This window comes from Streptomyces xanthophaeus (genome assembly GCF_030440515.1).
Taxonomy (GTDB): Bacteria; Actinomycetota; Actinomycetes; order Streptomycetales; family Streptomycetaceae; genus Streptomyces; species Streptomyces kutzneri.
In genome coordinates this window covers 1,848,580-1,862,049 of record NZ_CP076543.1, presented here as the reverse complement: position 1 = coordinate 1,862,049, position 13,470 = coordinate 1,848,580, and the positions used below count along the sequence as shown (strand labels likewise).

The window sequence follows — 13,470 nt, the reverse complement described above, 5'->3', positions numbered from 1 at the left end:
CCGGCAAGACACTCCTGGGCGTTTTCCTAGAAGGAGCGCCACCGAGATTCCCGGTCGCCCTCCCTGAGGGAGGTCACGCGGCGGCGGAATTCGGCCAGGGCCCTCGGGTCGGCCGGGGCGTGCTGAGCGACCCAGGCGCAGCTGGCCGTCTCCCGGGCGCCGCGCAGGACCGCGCAGCCCTCCCAGTCGCGGACGTCCCACCCGTACGCCGTCACGAAGGCCTCGTACTCCTCGGCTGGCATGCCGTACCGGTCGCGGGAGAGCGCCATCACCACCAGGTCGTGCTCGCGCAGATCGGCCGACACGGTCTCCAGGTCGACCAGGGCCGGGCCGTCGGGGCCCACGTGGACGTTGCGGGGCAGGGCGTCGCCGTGCACCGGGCCCGGGGGTAGCCGGGGGGTCAGGGCCGCGAGCTCAGCGGCGCAGGCGTCCCGGCGGGCCCGCAGATAGGCCGCGTCGGCCGGGTCGACGGCGTCCCCCGCCAGCCGCAGCCAGCGCTCGACCCCGTCCAGCAGGTCCCGTGCGGGCAGGGCGAACGGCGGCTCGGGCAGGGCGTGCACGAGGCGCAGCAGCGCCGCCAGGTCCCCGGGCCCGGCCGGCCGCACGGCGTCCGGGAGCCGGTGCCACAGGGTCAGCGGGTGCCCGTCCACCAGCCGCGGCTTCGGCTCGGCCGCGCGAACCGCCGGGATCCCGGACGCGGCGAACCAGGCGGCCACCGCGAGTTCCCGCTCGGCCCGCTCCAGCAGAGCCGCCTCCCGGCCCACCTTCACCACCAGGTCGCCGACGGCGAAGACCGCGTTCTCGCCGAGCGCGAGGAGGACCGCATCCCCGGGACCCCCGGGCACGCCCCCGGTCAGGCCCGCGGCCGCCAGTACGTTCCTCGCCCGTGCCTCGTCCATACCGCCGCTCCCGCCCCTCGCCGTGCAACCACTTCCGCACGTCAGTATGTGGTGGCTTCCGGCAGGTGGCCCGATCCTGGAGACATGTGCGCCGAACATGACGGACGCGCCGGCCGGGGTCCCTCGGTCGTGACGCGGCGCGCCCTGCGCACCACCCTCTCCGCGTGCGTCTCGTTCTTCGTGTGCCTGTACGCGCTGGACCGGCCGGTGGCGGCGACGTACGCGCTGTTCGCCGCGGTGTCGATGGCGGCCCTCTCCCACATCCCCGGCACCGGGCGCCAGCGGGCGGCCGTCATGGTCAAGGCGACGCCGGTGGCCTGGGTGCTGCTGACCATCGGCACCTACCTGGCGATCCGGACCTGGAGCGCCGTGGCCGGCATGCTCCTCATCGGCTTCGCCCTGGCCTTCGTGGCGGCGGCCGGGCCCCGCGCGGCGGGCGCGGCCCCAGGACTGCAGCTGCTCTACATCCTGCCGTGCTTCCCGCCCTACGCACCGGACACCCTCGTCGAACGGCTCGCGGGGGCCACCTTCGGCCTGCTGCTGCTCGTCCTCGCCGAGGCGTTCGTGCTGCCCGAGGAGCCCGGGCCCACCTACCGCCGGCTGGCCGCCGGTGTGTCCGGCACCGCCGCCCGCTGCGTCGCCGAGCTGGGCCGCGCCCCGTACACGCTGTCCGCCGCCTCGGCGGAGTCGGCGCGGGCGGCCGGCGAGTCGCTGCGGCCCTTCCGGACCGACGAGGCCGACCGCCCCGCCGGGCCGGGCCTGCGGGACCGGGCTCTGTCCCACGCGGGCCTGGCCGCCCGCACGCTCCTCGCCCGCCTCGTGAACCTTCCGCCGCCACCGCCGCCCCCGGTGCCGATGGCGCAGGAGCCCGAGATACTGACCGCGGTCGGCCGGGCCGTCACCGAGACCGCCGCTCTGCTGGACGGCAGGGGCGATACGACCGAAGCGGCCGACGCCCTGCGCCGCGTACGGGAGCAGGCCGCCGCGTCGGCCGCGCGGGAGGCGCCCACGACCGCCGCGCGGGGGCGGCGCCGGGCGGCGCTGCTGGAGGTGACGGACGCGGCCGTGGCCCTGGCGACAGCGGCCGAGCTGGCGGTACGGGGCCGCCGCGCGCGGGTGCCCGAAGACGTCGATTCGGGCCGGTTCTGGTACGCGGGCAAACGCGCGCCGCGCCTGTGGTGGCACCGGCTGGCGGGCCACGCCGGGCCGCGCTCCGTGTACTTCCAGAACGCCGTCCGGATCAGCCTCGCGCTGGCGGCCGCCCGTACGGTCGCGGGCGTGGACTCGCTGCCCCACGGCTTCTGGGCGATGCTGGCCGTCCTCAGCCTGACCCGGACCACCGCCGCCCAGACGCGGGCGACCGTCCGCGTGGCGATCACCGGCACCATGCTCGGCGCCCTGGCCACCGGGCTGCTGCTGGCCCTGATCGGCGGACACACCACCGTCTACGCGATCGCCCTGCCGTTCGTGATGCTCACCGCGTTCCGGGTCGGGCCGGTCCGGGGCGTGGGCTGGGCCCAGGGCCTGTTCACCCTCGTGGTGGCCTTCGTCTTCGCCCAGCTGGCGCCGGTGACCTGGCAGCTGGCCGAGGTCAGGATCCTGGATGTGATCATCGGCAGCCTGATCGGCGTCGTGTTCGGGGTGCTCGCCTGGCCGCGCGGGGCGCAGCGGGAGCTGCACCGGGCGGTCGCCCTGCTGCTGACGACGGAGGCCGAGACGGTCGAGCGCACCACGGCCGCCGTGAGGGAGGGCGGGCCCGGGCACGTCCCCGACGACCGGCCGCTCCAGCACGCGCTGATCATGGCGGAGACCGCGTTCGCGCAGCACCAGAGCGAGCCCCGGACCTCCGAGAACCCCAGGACGGACTGGCACGCGGCCATGATGTCGGGCCATCACACGCTGTGGGGCTCGCGTCGGCTCTTCGTCCGGGGAGGTCCTGCGGTGGGGCCGGCGAACGGCGCCCGGCTGGACGGCCGGGCGACCGGGGTGGCCACGCGCATGCGGGAGGCTGCCGAGCGGGTGGGGGCGGCTCCGGCGGAGGCCGCGGATCCGCTGAGCGCACCGCCGCCCGGCGGGTCCGCGGCGGACGAGCCGCCGGGGGTCTCCTCGCCGCGGTTCTTCGCCGCGCTCGCCTGGCTGGACTCGCTGAACGTCGACGTCGACCGCATGACGGGCTCGGATCACCCGACCGGCGCAGCGGGTCCGAACGGCTCGCCGGGTGCGGCCGGCGCGGCCGGGGATGCCGGGGGTGCCGGGGGTGCCGGGCCTTCCTGAGACCGGGAAAGAGATTGCACGAGACGTATCGTCTCGCTTATGGTTCGATCATGACTGCAGCCGAGCCCGCCCACATCGCCATGTTCTCCATCGCCGCCCACGGGCACGTGAACCCGAGCATCGAGGTGATCCGCGAACTCGTGGCCCGGGGCCACCGCGTCAGCTACGCCATCCCGGCCTCCTTCGCCGGGAAGGTCGCGGAGACCGGCGCCACGCCCGTGATCTACACCTCCACACTCCCGACCGACGACGAGCCGGAGGCCTGGGGCACCGAGCTCATCGACAACCTGGAGCCGTTCCTGAAGGACGCCGTCCAGGCGCTCCCGCAGCTCGCCGCCGCCTTCGAGGGAGACGAGCCGGACCTCGTGCTCCACGACATCACCTCCTACCCGGCGCCCGTGCTCGCCCATCGCTGGGGCGTCCCGGCCGTCTCCCTCTCCCCGAACCTGGTCGCCTGGGACGGATACGAGCAGGAGGTGGCCGAGCCGATGTTCGCCGGGCTGAAGGCCTCCGAGCGCGGCCGGGCCTACTACGAGGCCTTCGCGGCCTGGCTCGCCGGGAACGGCCTCGGCGACGACGTCGACCGCTTCCAGGGCCGCCCGCGGCGCAGCATCGTCCTCATCCCGCGGGTGTTGCAGCCGCACGCCGACCGGGTCGACGGGTCCGTGTACACCTTCGTCGGTGCCTGCCAGGGCGACCGCAGCGCCACCCAGGGCACCTGGCACAGTCCCCCGGCCGCCGAGGGCAAGAAGATCGTGCTCGTCTCGCTCGGCTCCGCCTTCACCAAACAGACGGCCTTCTACCGCGCCTGCATCGAGGCCTTCGCGGACCTGCCCGACTGGTATCTCGTCCTCCAGATCGGCAAGTTCACCGTCGAGGCGGACCTGGGCCCCGTCCCCGCCAACGCAGAGGTCCACCGCTGGGTTCCCCAGCTGGACATCCTGCGCCGGGCCGACGCCTTCATCACCCACGCGGGCGCCGGCGGCAGCCAGGAGGGGCTCGCCACCGCCACCCCGATGGTCGCCGTCCCGCAGGCCGTCGACCAGTTCGGCAACGCCGACATGCTCGTCTCCCTCGGCGTGGCCCGGCACGTCCCGATGGCGGACGCCGACGCGGCGACCCTGCGCGAGGCGGTCCTCCAGCTGGTCGCCGACCCCGAGGTCGCCGCCCGCGCGGAGGCCGTCCGCGCGCAGATGGCGACCGAGGGCGGCACACGGGAGGCGGCCGACCTCATCGAGGCCGAACTGCCGTAGGCGGCCGCGCGGACACGGAGCTGTCCGCGATGTCCACCGAGGCGGACGCCATCAAGGCCGTCCGCCGGCGGTACGGACCGGCTACTCCTCGGGCTCCCAGGCGATCAGCTGCTCGAACACCTGCTGGTCGCCCTCGATCTTCAGGCCGCTCAGCGTGAGGCGGCCCCAGACGTAGAGGAGCAGCTGCCCGGCCACGCCGTCGATCGCGACGTCCGCCGGCATCGGCTGCACGGCGCCTGCGCCGAGCTGGGCGTCGTAGGTGTGCACGAGCACCTCGTGCACCCGGCGCCGGGCAACGCCCCAGGCATGCGTCGGCGACGCGCCGGCGGCCCACCACGTCCAGCACTCGCGCTCCGGGCCGGCCTCGCGCAGCGCACCGAGCAGCAGCTCGTTCGACTCGGCGTACCAGGCCAGCAGCGCCTCGAGCTCGCGCGGCGCCTGCGCGGCATCCTTGGCCGGCGGAGCCTCGGCCGGGCCCGCGGCGACGATTGCGGCCCACCAGCGCCGGCCCGTACCCAGGAGCTGCTGACCGAGCTGCACCGTGCCGGTAGGCCGGACGAGTCCAGGCGTCGTGGCGGCTCCTCTAAGGTGCGCCCATGACGAAGAAGGCGACGAAGAAGTACGCGGCCCTGCTGCGCGGGATCAATGTCGGCGGGAACAAGAAGGTCCCGATGGCGGAGCTGCGTGCGCTGCTGGAGGGGCTCGGGCACGGCGACGTGGCGACGTACCTGCAGAGCGGCAACGCCGTCTTCAGCAGCGCGCAGCAGGACCCTACGGCCCTCGCCCGGGAACTGGAGGCGGCCATCGAGGCCCACTTCGGCTTCCGCGTGGCCTGCCTGGTGCTGGACGGCGCATACCTGCGTGCCGTCGCCGAGGCCTGTCCGTTCCCGGCCGCGGAGCTGGAGGGCAAGCAGCTGCACGTCACCTTCTGCTCCGAACAGCCCGGCCCGGAGCGGTTCGCCGCGCTCGACGGGGCGGCGTACCTCCCCGAGGAGTACCGGATCGGCGAGCGCGTCCTGTACCTCTACGTCCCCGAGGGCCTGGGCCGCTCCAAGCTCGCCGAGGCCCTCGCCAAGCCCGCCGTCGTCAAGGGCATCGACGTGACCACCCGCAACTGGAACACCCTCGCCAAGCTCGTGGAGCTGACCGCGGTCTGACCGCGTACAAACAGCAGTGCGCCCCGGGCCGGTGGACGTCTAGAGTTCGGGCGTTCATCGGGAGGGGAAAAGATGCAGATCAGAACAGTCAGACGGCTGGCCGCCGCGGTTGCGTGGGGTGCGCTCGCGGTGGCCGCGGCCGGCTGCGGGCAGGGGGTGTCCGCCACCTCGTCGACCGGGGCCGCGCCGCCGGCTTCGTACGCGGGGATCACCGACCTGCCCGAGGCCCTGGCGGCGGACGGCACGACGATCACGGTGGGGGACCCGCTCGCGAAGACGGTCGTCCGGCTCTACGAGGACCCGCGGTGCCCGGTCGTGCTGGACTTCGAGTCGACCGGAGCCAAGGCGATCCGCGCGCAGACGTTCAGGCGTCAGGTGAGGACGGAGTACACCTTCGCCTCCTTCAAGGACGACAGGCTGGGCGGTGACGGCTCCAAGCGCGCCGTCAACGCCCTTCGCGCAGCGCTGGACGGGCAGAAGTTCGCCGAGTACCACGCCGTGCTGATCGGGAACCAGACGGCGGTCGAGGAGTCGGGCGGCTTCACCACGGAGCGTCTGCTCGCGCTGGCCGAGCAGGTGCCAGGTCTGCGCGGCGAGGCCTTCGACACCGCGGTGTCCACCATGAAGTACCAGGACTTCGTCACCGCCTCACAGTCGGCGTACCGGCAGACGGGCGACGACCCGATCGGACCGGGCACCCCCGCCGTCGTGATCAACTCCAAGATGGTCCCCGAGCAGTTCTGGGGATTCCTCTTCGAGGAGCAGCTCGCCTCGGATCTGCTGAACATCGTCCGGATCGATCCCGTCGGCTGGCAGAACTACCGCGTGTAGGGCGCGTCCCGCGGCGGCACGGAAGTTCGCCGTGCCCCGGCGGCGACCCGGCGGGCCGGATGTGCCAGGCTCGTGGCATGCGTTACATCATCATCGGCGCGGGCGCGGTCGGCGCCACCATCGGCGGACGGCTCGCGGAGGCGGGCGGCGAGGTCGTACTCGTCGCCCGCGGCGCGCACGCGCAGGCCCTGCGGACCGAGGGGCTGCGGCTCACGACGGCCGACGGGACCCGGGTGCACCGGCTGCCCGTCGTCACCGGACCGGACGAACTGGGTGAACTGCGCCCGGACGACGTGCTGTTGCTGTCCGTGAAGACCCAGGACGCCATCGCCGCGCTCGACGCGTGGGGCGACGCGGAGGTCGCGGGCGGCGGTACGGCCGCGCAGCGGCTGCCGGTGCTGTGTGCACAGAACGGCGTGGAGAGCGAGCGGCTGGCGCTACGGCGCTTCGCGCGCGTGTACGGGGTGTGCGTATGGCTGCCCGCCACCTTCCTGGAGCCGGGCGTGGTCTCGGCGCTGTGCGCGCCGCTGACCGGGGTCCTGCACGTGGGCCGGGCGGCGGGCGGCACGGACGCCGTGTCCCGGGCCGTCGCGGCCGACCTCGGCAAGGCCGGCTTCGAGGCGCCGCCGACCCAGGACGTGATGCGGTGGAAGTACGCGAAGCTGCTCGGGAACCTGGGCAACGCGATCCAGGCGACGACCGGACCGGAGCCGGACCCGGTGAAGGCCGCGCTGCTCCTGCGGGCCGTCCGTGAGGGCAAGGCCGCCTTCGGCGCGGCGGGCATCGCCTACGCCTCGGACGCCGAGCAGGCGTCGGCGCGCGAGGGCAAGGTGAACCAGCCGGCAGGGGTGCGGGGCGGCTCGTCCTGGCAGAGCCTGGCGCGGGGCACGGGCTCGGTGGAGGCGGACTACCTCAACGGGGAGATCTCCCTGCTGGGCCGGCTGCACGGGGTGCCGACCCCGGTCAACGACGTCCTGCGGCACGCGGCGAACATCTTCGCCCGGGAGGGCCTGCCGCCGGGCGCGATGTCCGCCGTGGACCTGACGGCCCTCGCGGACGAGGCGGCGGCCCGCGTCTAGGCCGTTTCCTCGAGATCATCGGACGGGATCGCCGGCAGGTGGCCGATGCGATCGCGGTCAAGTACCGCACCGGGACGCCGACACGGTGGCCCTGCCCGCTGAGTCCGTAGATCCGCCGGAAGCCGTCAGTTCGACGTGCCCACACCTCCGCCGGCGAGGTCTGGAAGTAGATGTTGTACCAAGTGGTCCGCCACTGGCCCTTCGTGCACCGCTCGTTCCGTGCAGTCTCGGGGGGACGGGCGGCTTGAAGGAAGCGGACCGCCTCGCCGCAGGAGACCGGAGCCTTTCCGTCCAGTTCCTGGTCGGCCCCGTGGAGCCACCAGCCGGCGGACGTCAGGACGGTCACCACCGCTCCGGCCGAGAGAGACGGCCTGGCGGCTGCGCTTGGCGGGGCGGGGCCGGTCGGGGATACGCTGAAGGGGAGTCTCTACGTCCGCCGGTCCTCGTCGAAGTGACCGACCGCAGCGGCCGGAGCGGAACCGGATTCGACCTGGGGCCGAGTCCGGGTCGCACCGGCGGTGCCCCGTGGCCGATCCGGGCTTCGACGCGGATGCGGTGCGGTCGTCGCCCGAGGTCGTGACGCCGCCCGCGTGCACCGAAGACCGGTGGACGGTCCGTCACACGGCTGCCGTCGTGAGGGAGGCCGATCCCCGTGGACCTCAACACGATCACCGAAATCGTCCGGCGTCCCCCCGACCGGCCGGGCGCGGACTGGCGCGAAGGCGATGCCTGGCTCGCCGGCGGGACGTGGCTGTTCTCGGTGGAACAGCCGGACCTGCGCCGCTTGGTCGACCTGACCACCCTGCCGTGGGCCCCCCTCGTCCCCACCGACAAGGGCCTCGAAATCGGCGCCACCTGCACCGTCCGCGAGTTCCACGCCTTCCGGCCCCCGGCCGACTGGACCGCCGGATCCCTGTTCGCGACGGCCTGCGAGGCGTTCCTGTCCTCCTTCAAGGTGTGGAACGCGGCGACCGTGGGCGGAAACATCTGCATGTCGCTGCCGGCCGGCCCCATGATCACGCTGACGGTCGCGCTGGAGGCACGCTACGAACTGTGGGCCCCCGACGGGACGACGCGCACCGTCGACGCCCTCGACTTCGTGACCGGCAACCACCAGAACGCCCTCGCCCCCGGGGAGATCCTGCGACGCATCGAGATCCCGGTGCACAGCCTGCGCAAACGCACCGCGCACCGCCGGTTCACCCTGACCCGCCTCGGCCGCTCGACGGTGTTCCTCATCGGTACGCGCACGCCGGGGAACAACGACCTGCTGCTCACCGTCACGGCCGGCACCACCCGACCCGTGCGCATGGTCTTCGACACCATGCCCGACGCCCCGACCCTGCAGCAGAGCATCGACGTCATCCCCACCGACCTCTGGTTCGACGATCCCAACGGCACTCCCGGCCACCGCCGCCATCTGACGAAGCACTTCGCCGAGGAGATCCGCCGTGAACTCGCGTCCGGGAGCCCGACATGACGTACCGCGTGAACGGCAGGAGCTTCGGCGAGGAGCCGGCGCCCGGGCAGTGCCTGCGCACCTTCCTCCGCTCGCTCGGCCACTTCGGTGTCAAGAAGGGCTGCGACGCGGGAGACTGCGGTGCCTGCACGGTATGGCTGGACGGCAGCCCCGTGCACAGTTGCATCACCCCCGCCTTCCGCGCCGACGGCCGTGAGGTGACCACCATCGAGGGGCTGGGCTCGCCCGGCAGCCTGCATCCGATGCAGCGCCAGTTCCGCGACGCCCCGGGATTCCAGTGCGGCTTCTGCACCGCCGGGATGATCATGACCTCGGCGACCTTCACCGAGTCCCAGAAGGCCGATCTGCCACGGGCGTTGAAGGGCAACCTGTGCCGGTGCACCGGCTACCGGGGAATCGAGGACGCCGTGCGGGGCGTCGTCGGCGTGGAGAGCGCCAGGCCGGGAAAGGCCGCCGGAACGAGCGTCGGAGCCCCTGCCGCCAACGACGTGGTGACGGGCCGCGCCGAGTTCACCATGGACACCCACATGGACGGCATGCTGCACCTCAAGGTGCTGCACTCGCCGCACGCCCACGCCCGGATCCTGTCGATCGACAAGAGCGCCGCCCTCGCGGTTCCCGGCGTACAGCGGGTCTACACCTGGGAGGACGTGCCGCGCAGGCGCTTCACCACGGCGATCCACACCGACCACCTGGTCGACCCGGACGACACCCTCATCCTCGACCGGACGGTCCGCTTCGCCGGACAGCGCGTCGTCGCCGTCGTCGCCGACACGCCCGGCGCCGCGGAGGAGGGCTGCCGGAACGTCGTCGTCGAGTACGAGCCGCTGCCCGCGGTGTTCGATCCCGAGGAGGCCATGGCCGAGGGAGCCCCGCAGATCCACGGGGCGGACGACCCCTTCGTCCGCGACCCCGTCCACAACATCCTGCTCGAGATCCATTCGCACATCGGAGACGTGGAAGCGGGCTTCGCCGAGGCCGACGTGATCCACGAAGGCACCTACTCGTCCCCGCGCGTGCAGCACGCGCACCTGGAGACCCACGGCTCGATCGCCTGGATGGAGGACGGACGTCTGAACGTCCGCACCAGCTCGCAGTCGCCCTCCATCGCCAAGGTCAAACTCGCCCACCTGTTCGCGCTGCGCCCGGACCAGCTCCGCGTGTTCTGCAAGCGCGTCGGTGGCGGTTTCGGCGGCAAGCAGGAAGTCATCTCGGAGGACCTGGCCGCGCTCGCCGCGCTCGACACCGGGCGGCCCGTGTGCTTCGAGTACACCCGCGAGGAGGAGTTCACCACGGCCTCGCCGCGCCATCCGATGACGCTGACCGTCAAGCTGGGCGCGAAGGCGGACGGGACGCTCACGGCCTTCCAGGTCCGCAACGTGTCGAACACGGGCGCCTACGGCAACCACGGCGGCGAAACCCTGTTCGCGGGCGGTGCGGCCGTCATGATCTACCGCTGCGCCAACAAGAAGTACGACGCGTACTCCGTCTACACCAACACCGTTCCGAGCGGAGCGCTGCGCGGGTACGGGATGACGCAGCCGGCCTTCGCCGTGGAATCGGCGATGCACGAACTCGCCCTCGCCCTGCACATGGATCCGCTCGAACTGCGCCGCCGCAACATCGTGCGTCCGGGTGACCCGCTCGTCGCCCTGCACGACGGCCCCGACGACGTGACGTTCACCGAGGACGGCCTCGCGCAGTGCGTCGACCTGGTGGACAGGGCCCTGGCCCGGACGGCCGGGGACCCGCACCTCGGCCCGGACTGGCTCGTCGGGGCGGGCGCCGCGGCCTCCCTGCACGAGACGGCGCCGCCGACCGAGCACATCTCGGAGGCCTGGGTGACGCTCGGCGACGACCTCGTCTACGAGGTCGCGGTCGGCACGGTCGAATTCGGCGAGGGCACCTCGACCGCCCACGTCCAGATCGCCGCCGACCAGCTGGGCACCACACCGTCGCGGATCCGCCTGGTGCAGTCCGACACCGACCGCACGGGGTTCGACACCGGAGCCTTCGCGAGCGCGGGCCTCTTCGTGGCGGGCAACGCGGTGCTGCGCGCGGCCAACGCCGTGCGCGACCGCATCCTGGAGTTCGCCGCCGCCCACACGGGCATCCACCCGGTGATGTGCTCGATGGACGACGACGGAGTCGTCTGCGGGGACCAGCGGGTGTCGCTGGCCGAAATAGTCGCGCTGGCCCGGGTGCGCGGCATCCGGTTCACCGCCGCCCGCAAGGCCTACGGATCGCCCCGGAGCGCCGTCTCCAACGCGCACGGGTTCCGGATCGCGGTCCACCGGGTGACCGGTGAGATCCAGGTCCTCCACAGCGTCCAGGCAACCGACGCCGGCTTCGTCATCAACCCCGCGCAGGTACGGGGACAGGTGGAAGGCGCCGTCGCCCAGGGAATCGGCTTCGTGCTGACCGAGAACCTCCGTCTCGACGCCGACGGCGTCGTGGTCAACCCGAATCTCCGCAACTACCGCATCCCCACCTTCGCCGATGTTCCGCGCACCGAGGTGCTCCTGGTGGGCTCGGCGGATTCTGTCGGGCCGATGCGGGCGAAGGGCATGGCGGAATGCAGCATCAACCCGGTGGCCCCCGCACTGGCGAACGCCCTCCAGGACGCCACGGGCATCCGCTACCGGTCGCTGCCCCTGACACCGGAACGGATCTACGACCGGATCGGCGGGAAGCGGTCGCACTCGAAGGCCTGAGCACATGGACACCGACAAGCACCAGGAAGACGCCGAGGCCACGGCGATCATCGCCCAGAAGGTCCTGCCCGGACGGGAGCGGGAGTACGAGACGTGGCAGCAGGACGTCAACGCCGCCGCCGCCGAGTACGACGGGTACCTCGGCGTCGAGGTCGCCCCGCCGACACCCCTGCAACCCGAATGGGTCGTGGTCTACCGGTACGACTCGATCCCCCACCTGCAGGCGTGGATCAACAGCCCGACCCGCAAGGAACTCCTCGAAGCCGGCGACAAGTACCTCGACGGCCCCGGAGCCCAGCAGGTCGTCAGCGGCCACGCACCCGCACAGGATCCACTGGTGACCGTGGTGATCACCCACCGTGTCCACCCGGAGCACGTCGAGGACTTCCTCGCATGGCAGCGCCGGATGAACGAGGAGGAGAGCAAGTTCGAAGGCTTCCGCGGAAGTGAGTTCTTCCCGCCCATCGAGGGGGTCCAGGAGGAATGGACCACGCTGTACCGGTTCGACAACGCGGAGCACCTCGACGCCTGGCTGACGTCGGACAGGCGGCGCCGGGTGCTCGCCGAGGGGAAGCAGTACGACTTCAGGCTGCGCACGATCGACAACTCCTTCGGCAGCTGGTTCGCCTTCGAGGAGAACGGCAGGGAAGCACCCCCGCCCTCGGTCACCAAGACCGCCATCGCGGTCTGGGTCGGCCTGTACCCGACCGTCGTCCTCCTGGCGCTCGCCCTGTCGCCGCTGAAGCTGCCGATCTGGATCGGCCTGCTCGTGGGGAACCTGCTGTCGAGCCTCGTCATGAGCTTCTTCACGATGCCCTACTACGTGAACCCGCTGCTGGGGCGGTGGCTGCGCCCGTCGGCGGACGAACCGGCGGCCCGGACCAACCTCATCGGCATCGGGATCGTCACCGTCCTGCTCGTCTTCTGGGCCGTGGTCTTCTACCTGGTGACCACCCGGATCTGGACCCTGCCCTGACCCTCACCCGTGCCGGCGGCCGCGGCCCGGAGCCGGGGGTGTCCCGGCTACGCGGTCAGGGCGGGCAGCCGGGCCGGCGCCGTCGCGGCCGCGTCGAAGCGCCGCAGCAGCAGCCGGGCCAGTTCCGGGGCCGCGCCCAGGACGTCCGCGACGACGTCCGCGCCCGCGGCGTCGGCGCCGGCCGCGATGCGGTCCGGCAGGCGGCCGGGGGCGATGACGTACGGGGCCACCGCCACCCGCGCGAAGCCCTCGGCGCGCAGGGCCCGTACGGCGTCCTCCGTACGGGGCAGAGCAGCGGAGGCGAACGCAGGCCGCACGGCGCACCAACCGGTACGCCGCCACTCCCGCGCGGTTTCAGCGATCACTGCGATCGCCTCCGGGTCCGTGGAGCCGGCGGACGCGAGCACCACGGCCGTGGTGGCGCGGTCCGCCGGGGTGAGTCCGGCTTCGGCGAGCCGGCGTTCCAGGGCGGTCAGCAGGAGCGGGGACGGTCCGAGGACGTCCGCCACCCGCACCGACAGCCCCGGCAGGCGCGAGGTCGACTCGGCGAGCGCCGCCGGGATGTCGGACTTCGCGTGGAAGGCGCGGGTCAGCAGCAGCGGGAGCGCCACCACCTCCCGTACGCCGGACAGGTAGAGCGAGGACAGGGCCTGCCCCACCGAGGGGGTGTTGAAGTCCAGGAAGGCCGTCTCCACACGCAGCCCCGGCCGCAGCGCCCGCACCCGCCCCGTGAGGGCGTGCACGGTCGCCGCGTGCCGCGGATCGCGGCTGCCGTGGGCGATGACCAGGAGTGCGCAGGACACGGCG

Annotated in this window: 11 protein-coding genes; 8 read left to right on the top strand and 3 right to left on the bottom strand. The window is 72.9% G+C overall.

Annotation, left to right across the window (positions count from 1 at the left end; translation table 11 throughout):
- Positions 1 to 26: 26 nt before the first annotated feature.
- Positions 27 to 899, bottom strand: coding sequence for a phosphotransferase enzyme family protein (locus tag KO717_RS08000; RefSeq protein WP_301365402.1), 873 nt, complete (start codon positions 897 to 899; stop codon positions 27 to 29).
- An 84-nt stretch (positions 900 to 983) separates the two neighbouring features.
- Between KO717_RS08000 and KO717_RS07995 the strand changes: the two genes are divergently transcribed.
- Complete coding sequence (locus tag KO717_RS07995) at positions 984 to 3,173, top strand: FUSC family protein (RefSeq protein ID WP_301365400.1); 2,190 nt, start codon at positions 984 to 986, stop codon at positions 3,171 to 3,173.
- 50 nt (positions 3,174 to 3,223) lie between these two features.
- On the top strand, positions 3,224 to 4,426 hold the full coding sequence (mgt, locus tag KO717_RS07990) for a macrolide-inactivating glycosyltransferase (protein WP_301365398.1): 1,203 nt from the start codon (positions 3,224 to 3,226) through the stop codon (positions 4,424 to 4,426).
- Between the two features lie 81 nt (positions 4,427 to 4,507).
- On the opposite strand, the gene KO717_RS07985 is transcribed toward mgt, so the two are convergent.
- A complete protein-coding gene (locus tag KO717_RS07985) occupies positions 4,508 to 4,966 on the bottom strand; it encodes a maleylpyruvate isomerase N-terminal domain-containing protein (protein WP_301365396.1) in 459 nt (152 codons plus the stop codon).
- Between the two features lie 56 nt (positions 4,967 to 5,022).
- On the opposite strand from KO717_RS07985, the gene KO717_RS07980 reads away from it, so the two are divergent.
- The 6 genes from KO717_RS07980 (at position 5,023) to KO717_RS07955 (ending at position 12,663) form a co-directional block, all read left to right on the top strand.
- Positions 5,023 to 5,583 carry a DUF1697 domain-containing protein gene (locus KO717_RS07980; protein WP_301365395.1) on the top strand — a complete coding sequence of 187 codons (561 nt, stop codon included), beginning with the start codon at positions 5,023 to 5,025 and terminating at the stop codon, positions 5,581 to 5,583.
- 72 nt (positions 5,584 to 5,655) lie between these two features.
- Positions 5,656 to 6,414, top strand: a complete 759-nt coding sequence (locus KO717_RS07975) for a DsbA family protein (protein ID WP_301365393.1) — start codon at positions 5,656 to 5,658, stop codon at positions 6,412 to 6,414.
- A 77-nt stretch (positions 6,415 to 6,491) separates the two neighbouring features.
- The gene (locus KO717_RS07970) at positions 6,492 to 7,493 is read left to right on the top strand and encodes a ketopantoate reductase family protein (protein ID WP_301365391.1); all 1,002 of its coding nucleotides are present in this window, start codon (positions 6,492 to 6,494) and stop codon (positions 7,491 to 7,493) included.
- Between the two features lie 652 nt (positions 7,494 to 8,145).
- Positions 8,146 to 8,973: an FAD binding domain-containing protein gene (locus KO717_RS07965; RefSeq protein ID WP_301365390.1), complete on the top strand. Its 828-nt coding sequence runs from the start codon at positions 8,146 to 8,148 to the stop codon at positions 8,971 to 8,973.
- Positions 8,970 to 11,687, top strand: coding sequence for a molybdopterin-dependent oxidoreductase (locus KO717_RS07960; RefSeq protein ID WP_301365388.1), 2,718 nt, complete (start codon positions 8,970 to 8,972; stop codon positions 11,685 to 11,687). Before KO717_RS07965 ends, KO717_RS07960 begins: the two co-directional genes overlap by 4 nt.
- 4 nt (positions 11,688 to 11,691) lie before the next feature.
- On the top strand, positions 11,692 to 12,663 hold the full coding sequence (locus tag KO717_RS07955; RefSeq protein WP_301365387.1) for an antibiotic biosynthesis monooxygenase: 972 nt from the start codon (positions 11,692 to 11,694) through the stop codon (positions 12,661 to 12,663).
- Between the two features lie 47 nt (positions 12,664 to 12,710).
- On the opposite strand, the gene KO717_RS07950 is transcribed toward KO717_RS07955, so the two are convergent.
- Positions 12,711 to 13,466 (bottom strand): sirohydrochlorin chelatase, encoded by a 756-nt coding sequence (locus KO717_RS07950; protein ID WP_301365386.1) that lies wholly within the window; start codon positions 13,464 to 13,466, stop codon positions 12,711 to 12,713.
- Positions 13,467 to 13,470: the final 4 nt, after the last annotated feature.

Bases quoted from the DNA above. Each gene is read 5' to 3' on its own strand.
- mgt (WP_301365398.1), top strand. From the start codon at position 3,224: ATGACTGCAGCCGAGCCCGCCCACATCGCCATGTTCTCCATCGCCGCC.
- KO717_RS08000 (WP_301365402.1), bottom strand. From the start codon at position 899: ATGGACGAGGCACGGGCGAGGAACGTACTGGCGGCCGCGGGCCTGACC.
- KO717_RS07960 (WP_301365388.1), top strand. From the start codon at position 8,970: ATGACGTACCGCGTGAACGGCAGGAGCTTCGGCGAGGAGCCGGCGCCC.
- KO717_RS07970 (WP_301365391.1), top strand. From the start codon at position 6,492: ATGCGTTACATCATCATCGGCGCGGGCGCGGTCGGCGCCACCATCGGC.
- KO717_RS07975 (WP_301365393.1), top strand. From the start codon at position 5,656: ATGCAGATCAGAACAGTCAGACGGCTGGCCGCCGCGGTTGCGTGGGGT.
- KO717_RS07955 (WP_301365387.1), top strand. From the start codon at position 11,692: ATGGACACCGACAAGCACCAGGAAGACGCCGAGGCCACGGCGATCATC.
- KO717_RS07995 (WP_301365400.1), top strand. From the start codon at position 984: ATGTGCGCCGAACATGACGGACGCGCCGGCCGGGGTCCCTCGGTCGTG.
- KO717_RS07980 (WP_301365395.1), top strand. From the start codon at position 5,023: ATGACGAAGAAGGCGACGAAGAAGTACGCGGCCCTGCTGCGCGGGATC.